Raw genomic sequence first — 20,052 nt, forward strand, 5'->3', positions numbered from 1 at the left:
TCTTCGCGCGCTTCGCCTCCCGGCAGGACGACTCCCCGCAGATGAAGATGATCGCCGCGCTGCGCAACCAGTTCGGCGGCCACGCCGTCGAGACCAAGAAGTAGCCGCGCAAGCAGTCATGTCCACCGGGTGCCCACCGCGCCCACGAGGGAAGGAGGCGTCGCACAACCATGCACGTCGCGCATCTGTCGCTCGCCGACTTCCGCTCCTACGCCCGGGTCGAGGTCCCGCTCGACCCGGGCGTCACCGCTTTCGTCGGGCCCAACGGCCAGGGCAAGACCAACCTGGTCGAGGCGGTCGGCTATCTGGCCACCCTCGCCAGCCACCGGGTCGCCAGTGACGCCCCGCTGGTGCGTATGGGCGCGGACCGCGCGATCGTGCGGGCGGCCGTGGTCCAGGGCGACCGCCAGCAGCTGGTGGAGCTGGAGATCAACCCCGGCCGCGCCAATCGCGCCCGTCTCAACCGCTCCTCGCAGGTCCGCCCGCGCGACCTGCTGGGCATAGTCAGGACCGTGCTGTTCGCCCCCGAGGACCTGGCCCTGGTCAAGGGCGATCCCGGGGAGCGCCGGCGGTTCCTCGACGAGCTGCTGACCGCCCGCGCGCCCCGGATGGCGGGCGTGCGCAGCGACTACGAGCGGGTGCTCAAGCAGCGCAACACCCTGCTCAAGTCGGCGGCCATGGCCCGCCGGCACGGTGGCCGCGGCGCCGACCTGTCCACCCTCGACGTGTGGGACCAGCATCTGGCCCGGGCCGGGGCCGAGCTGCTGGCCCAGCGCCTGGACCTCACGCACGCGCTGCAGCCGCTGGCCGACAAGGCGTACGAGCAGCTGGCACCGGGCGGCGGGCCGGTCGCGCTGGAGTACCGCAGCTCGGTCGGCGAGCGCATCGCCGGGGCGTCCGGCCGTGAGGAGCTGTACGGACTGCTGCTGGAGGCCCTCGGGGAGGTCCGCAAGCAGGAGATCGAGCGCGGGGTCACCCTCGTCGGCCCGCACCGCGACGACCTGTCCCTGAACCTGGGCCGGCTTCCCGCCAAGGGGTACGCGAGCCACGGGGAGTCCTGGTCGTACGCCCTGGCCCTGCGGCTGGCCTCGTACGACCTGCTGTGCGCCGACGGCGGTGAGCCGGTGCTGGTGCTCGACGACGTCTTCGCCGAGCTGGACGCCCGGCGCCGCGACCGCCTGGCGGAACTGGTGGCCCCCGGCGAGCAGGTGCTCGTGACGGCGGCCGTGGACGACGACGTGCCGGGCGTGCTGGTCGGCGCCCGTTACGCGGTGGAGAGCGGCGGCGTGGAGCGGGTATGAGCGAGCAGCAGGCACAACCTCCCGCGCAGGACAAGCCGCTGTCCGGCGTCGACCTGGCGCGCGTGGCGCTGCGCGCGGCCAAGGAGCAGGCGCGGGCCAAGGGCGCCGCGGCCCAGCAGAAGAAGCAGGCCCGCCGCGGCGGGCTGCGCAGTGGCGCCCGGGCCGACGGCCGCGATCCGCTGCCGCTCGGCGCGGCGATCAGCCGCCTGATCACCGAGCGCGGCTGGGAGGCCCCGGCCGCCGTCGGCGGGGTGATGGGGCGCTGGCCGCAATTGGTCGGTGACGACGTGGCGCTGCACTGCCAGCCGCAGCGGTACGACGAGGAGGAGCGGGTCCTCACCGTCCAGTGCGACTCCACGGCCTGGGCGACCCAGCTGCGGCTGCTCGCCCCGACCCTGGTGGCCAGGCTGAATGCCGATCTCGGTCACGGCACGGTCAAGCTGATCAAAGTCCTGGGACCGGGGGGACCGGTGCGTTCCTACGGTCGTCTGAGGGCTCCCGGGAGCCGTGGGCCGGGCGATACGTACGGATAGGCCGGAAACCTGCTGTGCGTAATCAGGTCGAAGCCCTGTGCGCCCGCGTGAGCGGTTTTGAGACCCGGTGCGCGTGTAGGGAGTCGGATGGAGGCACTTCCGTCGGGTACACGGGAACTCAGGTACCGCCAAAGCCCCATCTATGTCGGCGCTACCGGTAGACTGGTGGCAAGACGCCCGCCCCTGGCCTCCGGCACTGGGGGATCCCAGCGGGACCCGTCGATCGATGTCGAAGTGATGCAGCCGAACCCGCTCCGCGGGTCCCGGCTCATGCTGTGCCAGAAAGGGCGCTTCGTGGCCGATTCCGGCAACCCCAACGAGATCAATACGTCCGCAGCCGACGGCTCCGCCGCGCCCCCGCACGGGGGCGCGTACGACGCCAGCGCGATCACCGTCCTCGAGGGCCTGGACGCGGTTCGCAAGCGCCCGGGCATGTACATCGGCTCGACGGGCGAGCGCGGCCTGCACCACCTGGTGTACGAGGTCGTCGACAACTCCGTCGACGAGGCGCTGGCCGGTCACGCGGACACCATCCTGGTCACGATCCTCGCCGACGGCGGCGTGCGCGTGATCGACAACGGCCGCGGCATCCCGGTGGACATCGTGCCGTCCGAGGGCAAGCCGGCCGTCGAGGTCGTCCTCACCGTGCTGCACGCGGGCGGCAAGTTCGGCGGCGGCGGCTACGCCGTCTCCGGCGGTCTGCACGGCGTCGGCGTCTCCGTGGTGAACGCCCTGTCGAACAGGGTCGCGGTCGAGGTCAAGCGTGAGGGCTTCCGCTGGACCCAGGACTACAAGCTCGGTGTCCCCACCGCCCCGCTGCAGAAGAACGAGCCGGTCTCGGAGACCGGTACGAGCGTGACGTTCTGGGCCGACGGCGACATCTTCGAGACCACCGAGTACTCCTTCGAGACGCTGTCGCGGCGTTTCCAGGAGATGGCCTTCCTCAACAAGGGCCTGACGATCTCGCTGACCGACGAGCGCCCCGAGCACGCGGACGTCGAGAACGAGGGCGAGCCGCGCACCGTCTCGTACCACTACGAGGGCGGCATCGTCGACTTCGTGAAGTACCTCAACTCGCGCAAGGGCGAGACGGTCCACCCCTCGGTGATCGACATCGAGGCGGAGGACAAGGAGCGCCTCCTGTCGCTCGAGGTCGCGATGCAGTGGAACACCCAGTACAGCGAGGGTGTCTACAGCTTCGCGAACACCATCCACACCCACGAGGGCGGCACTCACGAGGAGGGCTTCCGCGCCGCGTTGACCACGCTGGTCAACAAGTACGCGCGGGAGAAGAAGTTCCTCCGCGAGAAGGACGACAACCTCACGGGCGAGGACATCCGCGAGGGTCTGACGGCGATCATCTCGGTCAAGCTCGGCGAGCCGCAGTTCGAGGGCCAGACCAAGACCAAGCTCGGCAACACCGAGGCGAAGACCTTCGTCCAGAAGGTCGTGCACGAGCACCTGACGGACTGGCTGGACCGCAACCCCAACGAGGCCGCGGACATCATCCGCAAGTCGATCCAGGCGGCCACCGCCCGTGTCGCCGCGCGCAAGGCGCGCGACCTGACGCGCCGCAAGGGACTGCTGGAGACGGCGTCGCTGCCGGGCAAGCTGAGCGACTGCCAGTCCAACGACCCCAGCAAGTGCGAGATCTTCATCGTCGAGGGTGACTCCGCCGGCGGTTCGGCCAAGTCCGGCCGCAACCCGCAGTACCAGGCGATCCTCCCGATCCGCGGCAAGATCCTGAACGTGGAGAAGGCGCGGATCGACAAGATCCTGCAGAACACCGAGATCCAGGCGCTGATCTCGGCCTTCGGCACCGGTGTGCACGAGGACTTCGACATCTCCCGGCTGCGGTATCACAAGATCATTCTGATGGCGGACGCCGACGTCGACGGGCAGCACATCAACACCCTGCTGCTGACCTTCCTGTTCCGCTTCATGCGTCCGCTGGTCGAGGCCGGGCACGTGTACCTCTCGCGTCCCCCGCTCTACAAGATCAAGTGGGGCCGGGACGACTTCGAGTACGCGTACTCCGACTCCGAGCGTGACGCCCTGATCGAGCTGGGGCGGCAGAACGGCAAGCGCGTGCGCGAGGACTCGATCCAGCGCTTCAAGGGCCTCGGCGAGATGAACGCCGAGGAGCTGCGGGTCACCACGATGGACGTCGACCACCGTGTGCTGGGCCAGGTCACCCTGGACGACGCTGCCCTCGCCGACGACCTCTTCTCGGTGCTGATGGGCGAGGACGTCGAGGCCCGGCGCTCCTTCATCCAGCGCAACGCCAAGGATGTCCGCTTCCTCGACATCTGAGTCGGCCCCCATCAGCCGCAGCTCGAAAGGACTTTGACCAGCAATGGCCGACGACAAGACCCCCGTCACGCCCGAGGGCCCCGAGGGCGCCGCGACGGACACCATGCGGATCGAGCCCGTGGGGCTCGAGACGGAGATGCAGCGCAGTTACCTCGACTACGCGATGTCCGTCATCGTCTCCCGCGCGCTGCCCGACGTCCGCGACGGACTCAAGCCCGTCCACCGCCGCGTGCTGTACGCGATGTACGACGGCGGCTACCGCCCCGAGCGCGGCTTCTACAAGTGCGCCCGCGTCGTCGGCGACGTCATGGGCACGTACCACCCGCACGGCGACTCCTCGATCTACGACGCGCTGGTCCGCCTCGCGCAGCCGTGGTCGATGCGCATGCCGCTGGTCGACAGCAACGGCAACTTCGGTTCCCCGGGCAACGACCCGGCGGCCGCCATGCGGTACACCGAGTGCAAGATGGCGCCGCTGTCCATGGAGATGGTCCGGGACATCGACGAGGAGACCGTCGACTTCCAGGACAACTACGACGGGCGCAACCAGGAGCCGACGGTCCTGCCGTCGCGCTTCCCCAACCTGCTGATCAACGGCTCCGCCGGCATCGCGGTCGGCATGGCGACCAACATCCCGCCGCACAACCTGCGCGAGGTCGCCGAGGGCGCCCAGTGGTGCCTCGCCAACCCCGACGCGTCCAGCGAGGAGCTGCTGGAAGCCCTCATCGAGCGCATCAAGGGCCCCGACTTCCCGACCGGCGCCCTGGTGGTGGGCCGCAGGGGCATCGAGGAGGCCTACCGCACCGGCCGCGGCTCCATCACGATGCGCGCGGTCGTCGAGGTCGAGGAGATCCAGGGCCGGCAGTGCCTGGTCGTCACCGAGCTGCCGTACCAGGTGAACCCGGACAACCTGGCCCAGAAGATCGCCGACCTGGTGAAGGACGGCCGTGTCGGTGGCATCGCCGACGTCCGCGACGAGACCTCGTCGCGCACCGGCCAGCGCCTGGTGATCGTGCTCAAGCGCGACGCCGTCGCCAAGGTCGTGCTGAACAACCTCTACAAGCACACGGACCTGCAGACGAACTTCGGCGCCAACATGCTGGCGCTGGTCGACGGCGTGCCGCGCACGCTCTCGCTCGACCAGTTCATCAAGCAGTGGGTGACCCACCAGATCGAGGTCATCGTCCGCCGGACCCGCTTCCGGCTGCGCAAGGCCGAGGAGCGCGCCCACATCCTGCGCGGTCTGCTGAAGGCCCTGGACGCGATCGACGAGGTCATCGCCCTGATCCGGCGCAGCGCGACGGTCGACGTGGCGCGTGAAGGCCTGATGGGTCTGCTGGAGATCGACGAGATCCAGGCCAACGCGATCCTGGAGATGCAGCTCCGCCGTCTGGCGGCCCTGGAGCGGCAGAAGATCGTCCAGGAGCACGACGAGCTCCAGGCCAAGATCAACGAGTACAACCGCATCCTGGCCTCGCCCGAGATGCAGCGCGGCATCATCAGCACGGAGCTGACGGCGATCGTCGAGAAGTTCGGCGACGACCGGCGCTCGGCACTGGTGCCCTTCGACGGCGACATGTCCATCGAGGACCTGATCGCCGAGGAGGACATCGTCATCACGATCTCCCGCGGCGGATACGTCAAGCGCACCAAGACGGACGACTACCGCTCCCAGAAGCGCGGCGGCAAGGGCGTGCGCGGCACGAAGCTGAAGGAAGACGACATCGTCGACCACTTCTTCGTCACCACCACCCACCACTGGCTGCTGTTCTTCACGAACAAGGGCCGGGTCTACCGGGCCAAGGCCTACGAGCTGCCGGACGCCGGCCGTGACGCCCGCGGGCAGCACGTGGCCAACCTGCTGGCCTTCCAGCCGGACGAGCAGATCGCCCAGGTGCTGGCCATTCGCGACTACAACGCGGCGCCCTACCTGGTGCTGGCCACCCGTTCGGGCCTGGTGAAGAAGACCTCGCTCAAGGACTACGACTCGCCCCGTTCGGGCGGTGTCATCGCGATCAACCTCCGGGAGACCGAGGACGGCGGCGAGGACCTGCTGATCGGTGCGGAACTGGTCGGCCCGGACGACGACCTGCTCCTGGTGAGCCGCAAGGCGCAGTCCATCCGCTTCACGGCGACGGACGACGCGCTGCGGCCGATGGGCCGGGCGACATCGGGCGTCAAGGGCATGAGCTTCCGCGAAGGGGACGAACTGCTCTCGATGAATGTCGTGCGACCGGGTACGTTCGTCTTCACCGCCACCGATGGCGGGTACGCCAAGCGGACCAGTGTGGACGAGTACCGGGTCCAGGGCCGCGGCGGACTCGGCATCAAGGCGGCGAAGATCGTCGAGGACCGGGGTTCACTGGTCGGGGCGCTGGTGGTCGAGGAAACGGATGAGATCCTTGCCATCACACTCGGCGGCGGAGTGATCCGCACCCGCGTCAACGAGATCCGCGAGACCGGGCGTGACACCATGGGCGTCCAACTGATCAACCTCGGTAAGAAGGATGCCGTTGTGGGCATCGCACGCAATGCCGAGGCGGGGGCGGAGGCCGAAGAGGTCGTCGCCGCCGAAGAGGCCGAGGGCGAGCAGCCCGCGGCCGCCGAGTCGGAGGAGTAAGTAGCCGTGAGTGGAGCCGAGGGCGCCGCGGGTGGGACGGGCGCGGAAGGACCGCAGCCGATGCCGGCTGCGGTACCGGACGCGATCGGTGGTGCCCCTGGCTCACGTACGGACAGCGGCCCGCATCAGGGGGGAACCACCGTGACTGACACCCGTCCGCCGCACCACCAGCACGCGGTGCGACAGCAGACGCAGACCTACGGGGCCGTGCCCGGCGCCCCCGAGCAGCCTCAGCAGGCCCCCCAGGGCCCGCACCAGCCGCCGCAGGCGTACGCGCCCCCGGCGGGGCCCCCGGCCACCGCCGGCGTCCGCCAGCCCCGCCCGGCGGCCCGGCAGGTCCCGCGGACCCGCAAGGCCCGGCTGCGGGTGGCCAAGGCCGACCCGTGGTCGGTGATGAAGGTCAGCTTCCTGCTCTCCATCGCGCTGGGCGTCTGCACGATCGTGGCGGTCGCCGTCCTGTGGATGGTGCTCGACACCATCGGCGTCTTCAGCACGGTCGGCGGCACCCTCAGCGAGGCCACCTCGTCCGGCTCGGACGGCGGCTTCGACCTGGTGTCGTTCCTGTCGCTGTCGCGGGTGCTGACCTTCACGTCGGTCATCGCCGTCATCGACGTGGTGCTGGCCACCGCCCTGGCCACGCTCGGCGCCTTCATCTACAACATGTCGGCGGGCATGGTCGGCGGCGTCGAGCTGACCCTGGCGGAGGACGAGTAACCGATTTTGGGACATGGCCCCGCGTGCGCTAATCTTTCAACGCGACGCAGCGCGGGGCTATAGCTCAGACGGTTAGAGCGCTTCCCTGATAAGGAAGAGGCCACAGGTTCAAGTCCTGTTAGCCCCACCAGCGTGAAGGGCCCCGGGAGATTTCCCGGGGTCCTTCGGCATTCTCGGGGGATACCGGCCGGGGCAGGGCGGATCGTGACGCGTGACGCGCCTCACGGCCGTGCGCCGTGGCGCTCCGCCCCGGCGGATGTTTCCCCGTCGCTCCCCGGATTCCCGCCGGCCCTCCCTCCTCGCTCGCTTCCTTCCCGGTGGGCGGCCCGCGGCCAGGTGGTCAGCGCCGGGCCGGTCCCTGCGAGTTGCGTGAGGCTGTGCACGCCGCGGGCGGCGTTCCAAATACTCGCCTTGCGGGCCTTGTTGCGTCAGCCGAGGCCGGGCCCCACTGGCGTCGGCGGGTGTGCGCGGTACGGCCGGGGCCGGTGCGGCTCTGTCAGGCCGTTTCACGTGGAACCGGCCCGGTGAGGGGAGAGACGACGGGTTCGACGCAGTACCCGGCACGACCTGGGTTCGGGCCTCGGCTTTCATCCGGACGGACCGTTTCCTCACCTCACGTACTACCGTTGGGGTGGATAGACAGATCACCGTTCGATATCGACCGGTGTGTATAGTCGGGCTGGTCGGAGGACCCCCCAACGCAAGAAGGACGAGGTCGCGCGGTGAAGAAGTTGCTCCTGGTCGCACTGGCCGCCATCGGCGGTCTTCTCGTGTACCGCCAGATCCAGGCGGACCGCGCCGAGCAGGACCTGTGGACGGAGGCGACCGACTCCGTTCCCGCCGGTTCCGGCGCGAGCGTCTGAGGCGGGCGAGGCCCGCATCACCCAAGGTTTCCCGAAGCCCCGGCCACGGTGTGGCCGGGGCTTCGTCGTTGCCTGACCGTGACGGGATCCCCTTGAATTTGCTCTCGCAAATGAATAGCGTCGCCGCAGCCGACGATGTGCGAGGGGGGACGGCACATGCGACGAGGAAAGGCGCTGCCGGCGCACGGGCACGCGCCGCGCACGGCCCCGCTGGTGTGCGCCGTGGGCGTGGTACTGCTCGCGGCCGGAGCGGGCCCGGTGGTGGCCGAGGAGCCCGTCATGGTGCTGGACTCCTCCGCCGGCTCCATGGAGGGCGCCACGACGACGGCCGCCGGGAACGCCGTCGGCGCGTTCGTGGGGGTGCACGGCGCCAAGGAGTACGGCTGTGACGACACACGCCCGGTGCGGCCCGTGCGCCCGCTGGACCGGACGGCCCCGAAGGCCTCCGGCGACGCCGACGTGCTGGTCTCCGACGCGGAGGGTGTCTGCGGAGCAGGGCGGCCCTGTACGCCGGCGGCCGGGGCCGAGCGCGAGGGCACCGGCCAGCGGATCGGTGCGGTCGGTCTCCGGGTGCGCGGAGGGGCGCGGCGGCAGGTGGAGTGCGTCGTCGCCGCCGCCGGTCGCGGCAAGGGCCACGACGTGTCCGACGCGGCAGCGCCGGCGCGGCAGTTGACCCCGGCCCCGACGCTCGTCGCGAACGCGGACACGCACGCGTACCGCCCGCAGGGCCGTCGGGTGAGCGGGGGCGGCAGCGCCAAGAGCGCGGCGATCCTGACGCCGGGTCAGTACACCGACACCCTCGGACCCGGTGAGACGCGCTGGTACGCGGTCGATCTGGACGCCGCCACAACCGCCGACCTGGCGGTCACCGCGGTGCCGCGCACCGGCGTCGAGGTCGCCCACGGCGACGGGATCGAACTGCGCCTCGGCGCCCCGGGCCGGTACTCCCCGGCCTGCGGAACGGACTTCGCGCACTTCGGGCAGAACGAGGGCGCCATGGTGCTCAGCGGGGCCGTCAGCCGCGTCCCGTCCGCCGACGGGCACGGCGGCTGCGACACATCAGGGCGCTACGCGCTGTCCGTGCACCGCACCAGCGACGCCGGCTCGGACCGGGAGCGTTGGCCGGTCGAACTGCGCTACGGCACCGAGGCCCCGCTCGCCGCCGGGACCACCCCGGCACCCGCCGCGACGCGGTTCGGGGAGCCGCCCCCGCCGATGGCCGGGACGCCCCGCGACGTCGAGGGCGGCAGCGGCTTCAACGACGCGCTGCGGCTGAGCAGAGGCGTGTGGCGGGACGCGCTGCCGCCCGGGCGGACCCGCTTCTACAAGGTGCGGGTGGGCTGGGGACAACGGCTGGTGTACGCCGCGGAGTTCGCCGATGTGCCCGTGCGGGACGCGGACGGCCCGACGGCGCCCTCCTTCGTGGCGACGGCGGCCTACGGTCCGGACCGGCAGACCGTGGACGACGCCTCCGGCGTCTCGCAGCGGCGTGCCTACACGGGGCGCCCCGTGTCGGTGGGGCTCGGTACGGTGCCGGTGACATGGACCAACCGCTGGGTCGCCGGGAGCGCGGCGCCGGGCGCCCGCACCAGTGGCGACTACTACGTCGCCGTGTCCCTGGGGCCGGGTGCGGCGCGCATCGCCCGTGGCGCGGTGGTGAAGGTTGTGCTGCGCGTGGACGTGGCGGGGACGGAGCTGGCCGGTCCGCAGTACAAGGCGGCGGCGCTGGGCGGCGGTTCGCCGTCCGAGGAGGCCGGGACGGACGTCGCGGCGGCCGCGCCGGGCGGCGGTAGGCACGGGGGAGGATTCATGACCGCGGGCGACGTGGTCGCGGCGGGGGCCGGCGGCGCGGTGGCGCTCGCGGGGGTCGCGGGGGTGGCCGCGCTGAGCCGGCGGCGGAGGGGCCACACGTGATCCGCAGGACGGTGGCGGCCGTGGTGGCCGCGTTCCTGCTGCCCACCGGGCCGGCGGGGACGGCCTTCGCCGACTCCGCAGCGCCGGGCCGGCAGCCGCGGGGCGAGGTGGTCCGGGGCCGGCCCAGCACGGCCGACGCCCCTCAACTGACGGCCGGTGTGCTGTACCGGGACACCCTGCCCCCGGGCGGGGAGGCGCGGCACTACGCCGTCCAGCTCGATGCGGAGAAATCGGCCTACCTCGCCGTCTTCGCGCTCCCCGGGCCGGGCAGCGAGGTCGCGTTCGGGGACGGTGTCGACCTGAGCCTGGAGAGCACCGACGGCACCCGCTGCGACAGCGACCACCGCACCTTCTCCGGCGACGGCGCCGCCCGGCCGCTGGGCACCTGGGTCAAGCGCACGATCGGCGCCGACGAGCCGTGTCAGGAGGCGCACGCCTACGTCCTTTCCGTGACCCGCAGGTCCGCCGCCACCTCCGACCCGGCGCCGTGGCCGCTGCAGATACGCCTCACGACCGAGCCGCCACTCGTCACCGGCGCCACGCCGGGACCTGCCGTGAGCGCGGGCACGCGGCCTCCCGCGCCCGCGGCCGGGACCGCGCGGGGGGTGGCGGGCGGATCCGACGTCGCCGGGGCGGCGGAACTCGGCGCGGGCGTGTGGAAGGACGAAGTGCCGCCCGGGCAGACCCGTTTCTACGAGGTGCCGGTGGACTGGGGGCGAGAGGCCTGGATCGACGCCGAGTTCGCCAACGCGCCCGTGACGAAGGCCGGCGGCTTCGCGGCCTCGGGCGTGCGTGTGGAGCTCTACAACCCGCGCTGGGGCTTTGTCGGCGGCGCCGGGGGCGCGTACTCCGGGAAGCAGACCTCCGTCACGGCGACCACCGGGAAGGTCGCCTACGCCAACCGCTGGGAACCCGACGAAAGGGTCTCGGCGGCACGCTTCGCCGGCCCGTACTACGTGGCGGTCACCGTCCACCGGGACGTCGCGGGATTTGTGCGCGGCCCGATTCCCGTCACGCTGCGGGTCGGCCTGGAGGGCGAGGCGCAGGCCGCTCCGCGGTACGACGGCGACCCGACCGCCGACCTCGGCCTGCCGGGGGAGGAGAGCTCCGGCGGCGAATCGGCCCTGCGGCTGGCCGGGTTCGCCTCCCTGGGCGCGGGGAGCGTACTGCTGCTGTCGCTGGCGGTGTGGGTCGCGTCCGCCCGGCGGCGCACCGGGGCGTGATCCGGCGGGTGATGTGGTGCGGCCTCAGGAGGAGACCGACAGCGCCCAGATGCCGAAGGCGAAGCACAGCGCGGCCACGAGCAGCACGGGCACGACCACCGTGGCGGGAGGGCCCGGACGGTGCGTCCCGAGGGGACCGGAGCGGTGGTGTGCGGGAAGGGGCGGCGTGCCCGCTCCCCCGTCGCCCGCCGTGTACGGGCGCGTGGGCGCAGGGGCGGCGGGGGGCCGCGTCGGCGGGGTAGGGGGAACGGCGGGAACGCGGGCGGACGGCATCGCGTCCGGTGCCGCGGGCACCGATGGCAGCGGCGGCGGCAGACGAAAGCTGCCGGTGTCCTCCGTGGCGTTCGCGCCCTCCGTGTTCTCCGTGCTCTCCGCGCGCTCGGTGTGCTCCACCTTCTCGGCCCCCGGCGCCCGGCGCACCGGGCCGTCGGGGGAGAAGCCCTCGGGGAGCGGGCCGATCTGGTCGAAGACCTCCACCGGCTCCTCGCCGGGATCCGCTTCGGGCAGCAGTTCCACGGCGGCGGCCAGCGCCTTGCGGGCGCCCGACGCGGTGCGGAAACGGGCCTCGGGGTCGGGTTGCAGCAGCGTCCCGACGACCTCCCACAACGGTCCGGGGACGCCGATCGGCGCCCGGGGCGTTCCGTGCGCGTACTGGGTGGCGACCGCCTCTGCGTCCGGCTTGGCGCCGCTCAGGAGGTAGAGCGCGACCAGCCCGGCGGCGTACAGGTCGGCCGGGAAGTCCGGGTCGGCGCCCATCAGCTGCTCGGGCGCGAAGTAACCGGGCGTGCCGACCACGTAGTCGGCGGCGGTGAGGCGGGGCTCGCCCTTGCGCATCGCGATGCCGAAGTCCGACAGCCGCAGATGCGGGCGGCCGGTGCCCGTCGCCTCCATCAGGAGGTTCGCCGGCTTGATGTCGCGGTGCACCACGCCTTGCGCGTGCACAGCGGTCAGTCCGGACAGCAACTGGTCCAGCAGGGCGCACACATAGCGCGGGGGCAACGGGCCGTAGTCACCGATGAGGTGCGCCAGCGAACCGCCGCGCACGAGTTCCATGGTGAACAGCACCTTGTCGTTGTCGGCGGCCCAGCTCGCGGGGGCGAGGACGTGCGGATGGTCGATGCGCATCGCCTGCTCGCGGACGAAGCGCAGCAGCGCGTGGGCGTCGCTCTGCTGCAGCACCTTGGCCGCCACATAGCGGCCGCGCCGCCGGTCCCAGGCCCGCCACACCGCGCCCGCACCGCCGCGTCCGACCGGGTCGACGAGCTCGTACCGGCCCGCGAAGACCTCACCCATGCCCTGCGTCCGCCCCCTGTGACCGCCGCTGGTGCGCCTCGTAGTGCCGCACCGCGTCCTCGGCGGGCCCGGCGCCGTACACACGGAGGAACTCTGCCAGTTGGGGGTGGGCCGGGGCGAGGGAGTCGGCGGCTTCGGCGATCTCGGCGGGCGGCGCCGTCGCGCGCAGCAGCGTGCGCAGTTCGTGGACGACGCGGCGCGCGGGCGGCAGCGGCTGCCCGGCGGACGAGCTCTGCGTCGTGCCCAGCACCGAGGAGCCCTCGGACCGGCGGATCTCCTCCATCCGTCCGGCCGCCTCCACGGGGGTGACGATCCCGTCGGCGGCCTCCGCGCCGAGCTCGCGCAGCGCCTGCAGCCGCTGCACGACCGAGGGGTTGCCGATCTTGGCCCGCTGCCCGCTCATCAGCTGCGACAGCATCGGCGCCGACAGCCCCAGCACCCCGGCCAGGCGGGCCTGGTTGAGCCCCAGATCGGCCATCAGCCGCCGGAAGAGCGCCCCGAGCGGCTCGCCGTACCAGGTGCGCTGCATCTCCCGGGCGCGAGCGGTGGCGTCCTGCTGCGAGGTGTCCATGCGGGCTCCTGACGGGGGACCTTTGCGGCCGCGAACTTGCCCGTCATCCTACGGACACCGATACTCGGTCGGTGATCGTCGCGGCAGCCGGTACGCTGGTCTGCGGCACGGGGCCTTAGCTCAGTTGGTAGAGCGCCGTCTTTGCATGGCGGATGTCAGGGGTTCGACTCCCCTAGGCTCCACAGTCCCCCGACGGGCCGGAACCTCATCGAGGTTCCGGCCCGCCGTCTTTTCCGTCCCGCTCGGAGGGCGGCCCGTCCGGCGCTTGGGCATGCTGGAGCCATGTTCGGAAAAACGAGGGCGTACAGCGGCTTCGCCGTGGACGACATCGAGAGGGCCAGGGAGTTCTACGGGGACACGCTGGGGCTGGACGTCTGCGCGGAGCACGGACTGCTGACCCTGCGGATCGAGGGCGGCACCCGGGTGCTGGTGTACCCGAAGCCCGGCCACACCCCGGCCTCGTTCACCGTCCTGAACTTCCCCGTCGCCGACATCGACCGGGCGGTCGACCAGCTGATCCGGCGCGGCGTCACCTTCGAGCGCTACCCCGGCTTCGAGCACGACGAGAAGGGCGTCGCCCGCGGCACCGGCGGCCCGCCGATCGCCTGGTTCACCGACCCGGCGGGCAATATCCTCGCCGTCCTGCAGGAGGACTAGGCCGACAGGGACTGGCCCGTTCGGGTGGACCGTGCGGCACAATCGGCGGCGTGCGGTTCGGCATTCTGGGGGAGACGCGGGCCCTGCGGCCCGACGGGGACACCGCTTCGGCGGGCGGGCCCGGCCGCCGCGCGCTGCTCGCGATGCTGCTGCTGGAGGCCGGGCGGATCGTCAGCACCGAGCGCCTGATCGGCGGCCTGTACGGCGACGACCCGCCGACCGGTGTGGGCAACGCCCTTCAGTCGCAGGTCTCCCGGCTGCGCTCCGCGATCGGGGCACCCGTGGAGAGCCACCCGGGCGGCTACCGGCTCGCCGTACCCCGGGACGAGGTCGACGTCCACCGCTTCGAGCGGCTCGCCGCCGAGGGCCGCGGGGCGCTGGCCGCCGGCGGCACCGAGCGGGCGGCCGGGTTGCTCCGTGAGGCGCTCGGGCTGTGGCGGGGGTCCGCGCTGTCCGACGTGGGTGACGCGCCCTTCGCCGGGCCGCAGATCACCCGTCTGGAAGAACTGCGCGTCGCGACGCTGGAGGACCGGATCGCGGCGGACCTCACGCTCGATGCCCACCGGCACGGTGAGCTGGTGGCCGAACTGCGCGAGCTGGTGGCCGCGTACCCGCTCCGTGAACGGTTGCGGGCCCAGCTGATGCGGGCGCTGTACAGATGCGGGCGCCAGTCCGAGGCGCTGGCGGTGTACGAGGACGCGCGCCGCGAGCTCGCCGACAGCCTGGGCGCCGACCCCGGCCCCGAGCTCGCCGAGACGCATCTGGCGGTGCTGCGCGGAGACCCCCGCCCGGTGGTCCGTACGGCGCCCGTTTCCCGCGCTTCGGGTGTTTCACGTGAAACACCGGCCGCCCCGCCCGTCGGGTCACCGCCTCCGCGGCACACGCTGCCGGCGCCGCTCACCAGCTTCGTCGGCCGGGAGGAGGACCTGGAGCGGATCGGGTCGCTGCTGGCCGGTGCGCGGCTGGTGACCCTGATCGGGCCGGGCGGCGCGGGCAAGACCCGGATCGCCGTCGAGGCGGCGGGCCGGTACGCCGGGGAGGCGTGCTTCGTCGACCTGTCCGGCCTGACCCACGGAGCGGCGGTGCCCCAGGCGGTCGCCGGGGCGCTGGGGCTCCGCGAGGCGGGCCCGCTGCCCTCCACCGGCCGGGAGGCGGGCGCCCCCGGTCCGTTCGCGCGGCTCACGGCCGCGCTCACCGATCGCGACCTGTTGCTGGTGCTGGACAACTGCGAGCACTTGATCGACGACGTGGCGCGCCTCACGCACGGTCTGCTGTCCGCCTGCGCCGGCCTGCGCGTCCTGGCGACCAGCAGGGAGGCGCTCGGGATCACCGGGGAGACGCTGTCCCCGCTCGCGCCGCTCCCGCTGCCCGAGGAAGGGGCGGACGACGCCGCTGTGCTCGCCTCCCCCGCCGTCCGGCTGCTCGCCGACCGGGCCACGGCGGCCGGATCCGTGCAGGGCCTGCCGGACCCCGGGGCCGCCGCCCGTATCTGCCGGGCCCTGGACGGCATGCCGCTCGCCATCGAGCTGGCCGCCGCCCGCCTGCGCTCGCTGTCCGCAGCCGAGATCGCCGACCGGCTCGACGCCCTCCCGGGGGTTGTCGGCGCGGGAGACCGCTTCCGGCTGCTGTCCCGCGGCAGCCGTACCGCGCAGCCGCGCCAGCGCACCCTGCGCGGGGTCGTCGACTGGAGCTGGGAGCTGCTGTCCGAGGAGGAGCGGACCGTCCTGCGCCGGGTGTCCGTCTTCGCCGGCGGCTGGACCCTCGCCGCGGCCGAGGCGGTCTGCGCCGGACCGCCGGACGGGGTGCCGGGCGCCGCGGGCATCGACGCCGACGACGTGCTGGACCTGCTCGCCTCGCTCGCCGACAAGTCGCTCCTCGTCGTCCGGCGTCCCGAGGGCGGCACCGCCCGGGGGACGCGCTACCTGCTGCTGCAGACCATCCGCGCCTACGCCGCCGACCGTGCGGCCGAGGCCGGGGAGACCGAGTGGCTGCGCCGCGCGCACGCCGCCTGCTTCCTCGACCTGGCGCTGACCGCGGACCCCCATCTGCGGAGGGCCGAACAGCTCGACTGGCTGGACCGCCTGGCCGCCGACCACGACAACCTGCACTCCGCCCTGCGCGGCGCGGTCGCCGCGGGGGACACCGCCGTCGCCCTGCGGCTGCTCGCCGCCCTGTGCACGTACTGGATGCTCCGCGGTATGCGCTACGAAGGCGCCCAGCCCGCCGTCGAACTGCTCCGGGCGACGGGGACGGGCCCGCCGGAGGGGCTGGACGAGGAGTACGCGCTGTGCGTGATGACGGCCGCCGCCGGCACCGCCGACCAGGCCGGACTCGCCGAGCACTTCGCCGCCGTGGCAGAGGTCGTGCGCCGGCTCGGCGGCCTGCCCCGCCGCTTCCCCGTGCTCAACCTGCTGTGGGCGCCCTTCTCCGGCGTCCCCGACACCGAGACGTACGCGGTGTACCAGCGGGAGCTGGCCGGGATGGCCGAGGAGCCCTGGCAGACCGCGCTCATGCACATCGGCTCGGGCTTCCAGCGGTGGATGGTGGAGGGCGACATCGAGGCGGCGCAGGCGGAGTTCACCACCGCGCTCGCGGCCTTCCGCACGCTGGGCGACCGGTGGGGCGCCACCCTGGCCCTCACCCAACTGGCCTGGCTCTCCGGGGCCCGCGGCGACCTGCCGCGCGCCGCGGGCCTCGTGGACGAGGCACTGGCGGTCGCCCGGGAGATCGGTGCCACGGAGAACGTCGCCGAACTGCTCGGCGAGCGCGGCAAGAGCGCTGTCCGTGCGGGCCGGGTCGACCGGGCCCGGGCCGACTTCGCCGCGTGCCTGGAGCTGGCCCGCAGGACCGGCGCCCGGGAGATGCTCGCCGGTGCCCACCTCGGTCTCGGCGAGTGCGCGCGGCTGGAGGGCGACCTGACCGAGGCGCGCCGGCTGTGCGAACTGGCCCTGTCGGAGTGCCTGACCGGCTGGTACACCGGCGAGGGCGCACGCACCGAGACACTTATCGCGCTGGGCCGGATCGCCCTGGCGGAAGGCCGCACCGAGCAGGCCCGCGCCCGCTTCCTGGAGGCCGCCGATCCTGCGCACGGCGCCCGGAACCTGCCCCTGGCGGCGGCCCTCGCCGAGGCCCGGGCCGATCTCTCGCTCGCCGAGGGCGACCCCCGCGCGGCCGCCGAACTCCTCGGCGTCGCGCGCGCCCTGCGCGGCCCGTCGGTGCCCGCGCTCCCCGGGACCGACCGCACTGACGCCGCCGTACGGACCGCGCTGGGGGCCGCCGGGTACGAGGCGGCGTACGCACGCGGCGCGGGGCTCTCCGCGGACCGGGCCCTGCGGGCGCTGACCGGGTCCGCCGCCGGCGGGTAGCCACCGGTCAGCGCGCGGTGCGCGGCCGGTCAGCGCGCGGTGCGCGGCCGGTCAGCGCACCCGGCCACCGTTGCGCCCATGACGACGACACGCACCACCCCGACCCCGCGGGCCGCCGGCTCCGCCCGCCACCGATGGGCCGCGCTGGCCGTCTGCTGCCTGGCCGCCATGCTCCTCGGCATCGACAACAGCGTCCTCAACTACGCGATCCCGTCGCTGCTCAGGGACATGCACCCGAGCGGCACCCAGATCCTGTGGATCTCCGATGTCTACGGCTTCGCCATGGGCGGCCTGCTGGTCGTCATGGGCAACCTCGGCGACCGCCTCGGCCGCAAGCGGCTGATGCTGCTGGGCGCCGTGGCGTTCGGCGGTGCCTCGCTGCTCACCGCCTACGCCCCCGGCCCGGCGCTGCTCATCGCCGGGCGCGCCCTGCTGGGTGTGGCCGGCGCGATGATGGTCCCCTCGACCCTGTCCTTGCTGCGCCACGCCTTCGCCGACCCCAAGGAGCGCACCACCGCGATCGGCATCAGCAGCGGCATCGGCGCGGCGAGCTTCGCGCTCGGCCCGGTCGTCGGCGGGCTGCTGCTGGACCACTTCTGGTGGGGCTCGGTCTTCCTGGTCAACGTCCCGCTGATGGCCGTCGTCCTGATCGCCGGGACTGTGGTGCTGCCCGAGTCGCGCAACCCGCGCCCCGGGCGGCTGGACTGGCCCGGTGTCCCGCTGTCGGTGATCGGGGTGCTGGGCGCCATCTACGCGATCAAGACCGGCTTCCGGGACGGCGCCGGCCACGCTCCGGTGTGGATCGCGGCGGCGGTGGGGGTCGCGGCCCTGCTGGCCTTCGTCCGGCGTCAGGTCCGCGTGGAGGAGCCGCTGATCGACCTGCGGCTGTTCCGCAACCCGGCCTTCAGCGGCGCGGTCGGCGCCAACCTCGTGATGATCTTCGCGTCGTCCACGCTGTCGCTGGCCTTCGCGATGTACTTCCAGACCGTCCGCGGCTGGTCGCCGTTCACCGCGGGCCTGGCGCTGCTTCCCGGCCCGCTCGCCGCCGCCTTCGCCGCGCCGCTCGCCACCGCGCTGATCCCGCGTCTCGGCCGGGCCAGGGTCGTGGCCCTGGGCCTCGTCCTGGTGGCGGCGAGCACCGCGGTCCTCGGGCAGCTGTCCGACCCGGGCACGCCCTACGGGGAGTTGCTGGCCCCGCTGATCGCCAACGGCACGGGGATCATCCTGATCGTCTCGGTCACCAACGACACGATCCTGGCGAGCGCTCCCAAGGACCGCACCGGAGCGGCCGCCGCAGTCTCGGAGACGGCGATGGAGATGGGCGGCTCACTGGGCATCGCCGTTCTCGGCTCCGTCCTCGGATCGGTCTACCGCGACGCCCTGGCGCTGCCCGCCGGGCTGCCCGACAGCGCGGCACGGGCCGCGCGTGAGTCGGTCGGCGGGGCGGTGGAGGCCGGTGCCCGGATCCAGGGCGCGGCGGGGACCGCGCTGACGGACTCCGCCAAGGACGCCTTCTGCCACAGCATCCAGGTCACCACACTGGCCGGCGCGGTGCTCATCGCCTGCGGCGCGGTCGTCGTCCGCTGGGCCCTGCGCGCGGTGCCCGCGGAGATCCGCGACCCCGAGGCGGACCAGGAGGCCGCCGGCCTGCCGGTGCCCGCGCGGCGGTGAGCCCGTACGCACAGCGGGAGGGCGGCGGACCGTGCGGTCCGCCGCCCTCCCGCGTCATGACGTCGCGGCTGGGGGCCGTCTCACGGATACGTCTCCCCGTTGCCGGGCCGGTCCTTGGAGTCGGCCTCGGCCTGCTTGGCCTGCACCTCGGGGTCGAGGGCGTCGACCGGGGAGCCGTCGACCTTGCCGAAGGCGGCGTCGGAGCCGACCCCGCCGTTGAGCGAGGCACGGTCGGCGACCTCGGTGGCGGGCGCGGGTTCCACCAGCCAGTCGGGATTGGTCTGCTTGCTCCACCACTTCCAGGCCGCGAATCCGCCGCCCGCGACGAGGCCCACCAGCAGGAAGCCCCTGGCGATACGCCCGCTGCGGGCACGCCGGACCTTGCGGCGCTCCAGCTTGCGGATGTCGGCGGCCGTGACGTGGCTGCGCAGTACGGCGACCGCGGCCGCCGCCCGGACCGCCGCCTCCTCCGCCGCCGGCTGGGCGACCGAGCGGACGGTGCTGACCGCCTGCTCCACGCGCGGGGCCGTGTACTCCGCCGCCTGCCGTGCCGTCCTGCGGGTGCGCTGGGCGGCGGTGCCGACGGCCTGCTGCACTCCTGGTGGCACCGCCGCCAGGGCCTGGTCGACGCGCGACGCCAGGTGGGCGTCGTACTGCAGGCGGGCCGCGTCGCGGGCCTGCAGGGCGGCCGACGACACCCTCGGCGCCAGATACAGCCGCGCTTCGTCCGCGTAGTGCGCGGCGCTGCCCTTAGCTGTGTCGGCGTACGGCGCCACCACGTCCGCGGCGTGTCGCACGCTGTCCTTCGTCCTTCCGGCTGCGTCGCGCACGCTGTCGATGCGGGTCACGAGAACCTCCTCCTCGGTGGCGTTACGTTTTCGCCTTTCCACCCGGTTTGAAATCATGCCCGCGACGACGGGGAACGGCATGTGCGTACGGGCATCCGGGTCAAGCCGGCGCCCCCCCGGGGTACCGCCGCGGGCCCGGGTCGCGACGGGGCGCGGGGCAGGCCCC

14 protein-coding genes, 2 tRNA genes and 1 pseudogene are annotated in these 20,052 nt (G+C 73.1%); 14 read left to right on the forward strand and 3 right to left on the reverse strand.

All coding sequences use genetic code 11. The features are described 5' to 3' along the window. From ACIP98_RS00005 to ACIP98_RS00050, 10 genes and pseudogenes are all read left to right on the forward strand, one after another. Positions 1-104: pseudogene (locus tag ACIP98_RS00005) on the forward strand (6-phosphogluconate dehydrogenase); the annotation flags it as partial. 66 nt (positions 105-170) lie between these two features. Next, positions 171-1,301, forward strand: coding sequence for a DNA replication/repair protein RecF (recF, locus tag ACIP98_RS00010; RefSeq protein WP_319663345.1), 1,131 nt, complete (start codon positions 171-173; stop codon positions 1,299-1,301). Continuing rightward, complete coding sequence (locus ACIP98_RS00015) at positions 1,298-1,834, forward strand: DciA family protein (RefSeq protein WP_319663344.1); 537 nt, start codon at positions 1,298-1,300, stop codon at positions 1,832-1,834. The genes recF and ACIP98_RS00015 overlap by 4 nt, the downstream gene beginning before the upstream one ends. Positions 1,835-2,104: 270 nt before the next feature. After that, positions 2,105-4,147, forward strand: a complete 2,043-nt coding sequence (gyrB, locus tag ACIP98_RS00020) for a DNA topoisomerase (ATP-hydrolyzing) subunit B (RefSeq protein WP_319663343.1) — start codon at positions 2,105-2,107, stop codon at positions 4,145-4,147. 43 nt (positions 4,148-4,190) lie between these two features. After that, the gene (gene gyrA, locus ACIP98_RS00025; RefSeq protein ID WP_319663342.1) at positions 4,191-6,767 is read left to right on the forward strand and encodes a DNA gyrase subunit A; all 2,577 of its coding nucleotides are present in this window, start codon (positions 4,191-4,193) and stop codon (positions 6,765-6,767) included. A gap of 6 nt (positions 6,768-6,773) precedes the next feature. Further along, a complete protein-coding gene (locus ACIP98_RS00030) occupies positions 6,774-7,481 on the forward strand; it encodes a DUF3566 domain-containing protein (protein WP_401972980.1) in 708 nt (235 codons plus the stop codon). A gap of 53 nt (positions 7,482-7,534) precedes the next feature. Beyond that, positions 7,535-7,611, forward strand: a tRNA-Ile gene (locus tag ACIP98_RS00035). A 592-nt stretch (positions 7,612-8,203) separates the two neighbouring features. Then, a complete protein-coding gene (locus ACIP98_RS00040) occupies positions 8,204-8,344 on the forward strand; it encodes a DLW-39 family protein (protein ID WP_319132034.1) in 141 nt (46 codons plus the stop codon). A 156-nt stretch (positions 8,345-8,500) separates the two neighbouring features. Beyond that, positions 8,501-10,258 (forward strand): hypothetical protein, encoded by a 1,758-nt coding sequence (locus ACIP98_RS00045; RefSeq protein WP_401972981.1) that lies wholly within the window; start codon positions 8,501-8,503, stop codon positions 10,256-10,258. Further along, positions 10,255-11,481 carry a hypothetical protein gene (locus ACIP98_RS00050; RefSeq protein WP_319663339.1) on the forward strand — a complete coding sequence of 409 codons (1,227 nt, stop codon included), beginning with the start codon at positions 10,255-10,257 and terminating at the stop codon, positions 11,479-11,481. Before ACIP98_RS00045 ends, ACIP98_RS00050 begins: the two co-directional genes overlap by 4 nt. A 24-nt stretch (positions 11,482-11,505) precedes the next feature. On the opposite strand, the gene ACIP98_RS00055 is transcribed toward ACIP98_RS00050, so the two are convergent. Together ACIP98_RS00055 and ACIP98_RS00060 are read right to left on the reverse strand one after the other, a co-directional pair. Beyond that, the gene (locus ACIP98_RS00055) at positions 11,506-12,774 is read right to left on the reverse strand and encodes a serine/threonine-protein kinase (protein WP_401972982.1); all 1,269 of its coding nucleotides are present in this window, start codon (positions 12,772-12,774) and stop codon (positions 11,506-11,508) included. Next, the gene (locus ACIP98_RS00060; RefSeq protein ID WP_319663336.1) at positions 12,767-13,345 is read right to left on the reverse strand and encodes a DNA-binding protein; all 579 of its coding nucleotides are present in this window, start codon (positions 13,343-13,345) and stop codon (positions 12,767-12,769) included. Before ACIP98_RS00060 ends, ACIP98_RS00055 begins: the two co-directional genes overlap by 8 nt. 109 nt (positions 13,346-13,454) lie before the next feature. Between ACIP98_RS00060 and ACIP98_RS00065 the strand changes: the two genes are divergently transcribed. The 4 genes from ACIP98_RS00065 (at position 13,455) to ACIP98_RS00080 (ending at position 19,038) form a co-directional block, all read left to right on the forward strand. Further along, positions 13,455-13,527 (forward strand) — tRNA-Ala (locus tag ACIP98_RS00065). Between the two features lie 100 nt (positions 13,528-13,627). Then, a complete protein-coding gene (locus ACIP98_RS00070; protein WP_319663335.1) occupies positions 13,628-14,002 on the forward strand; it encodes a VOC family protein in 375 nt (124 codons plus the stop codon). 50 nt (positions 14,003-14,052) lie between these two features. Continuing rightward, the gene (locus ACIP98_RS00075) at positions 14,053-17,367 is read left to right on the forward strand and encodes a BTAD domain-containing putative transcriptional regulator (RefSeq protein WP_401972983.1); all 3,315 of its coding nucleotides are present in this window, start codon (positions 14,053-14,055) and stop codon (positions 17,365-17,367) included. A 78-nt stretch (positions 17,368-17,445) separates the two neighbouring features. Then, a complete protein-coding gene (locus ACIP98_RS00080; RefSeq protein WP_401972984.1) occupies positions 17,446-19,038 on the forward strand; it encodes an MFS transporter in 1,593 nt (530 codons plus the stop codon). Positions 19,039-19,118: 80 nt separating this feature from the next. Here the strand turns inward: ACIP98_RS00080 and ACIP98_RS00085 are convergent, their stop codons facing one another. Next, on the reverse strand, positions 19,119-19,886 hold the full coding sequence (locus ACIP98_RS00085) for a DUF5324 family protein (RefSeq protein WP_319663331.1): 768 nt from the start codon (positions 19,884-19,886) through the stop codon (positions 19,119-19,121). Between the last annotated feature and the right edge of the window lie 166 nt (positions 19,887-20,052).

The sequence above is a fragment of the Streptomyces sp. NPDC088354 genome (genome assembly GCF_044753585.1).
In the GTDB taxonomy this organism is placed as follows: Bacteria; Actinomycetota; Actinomycetes; order Streptomycetales; family Streptomycetaceae; genus Actinacidiphila.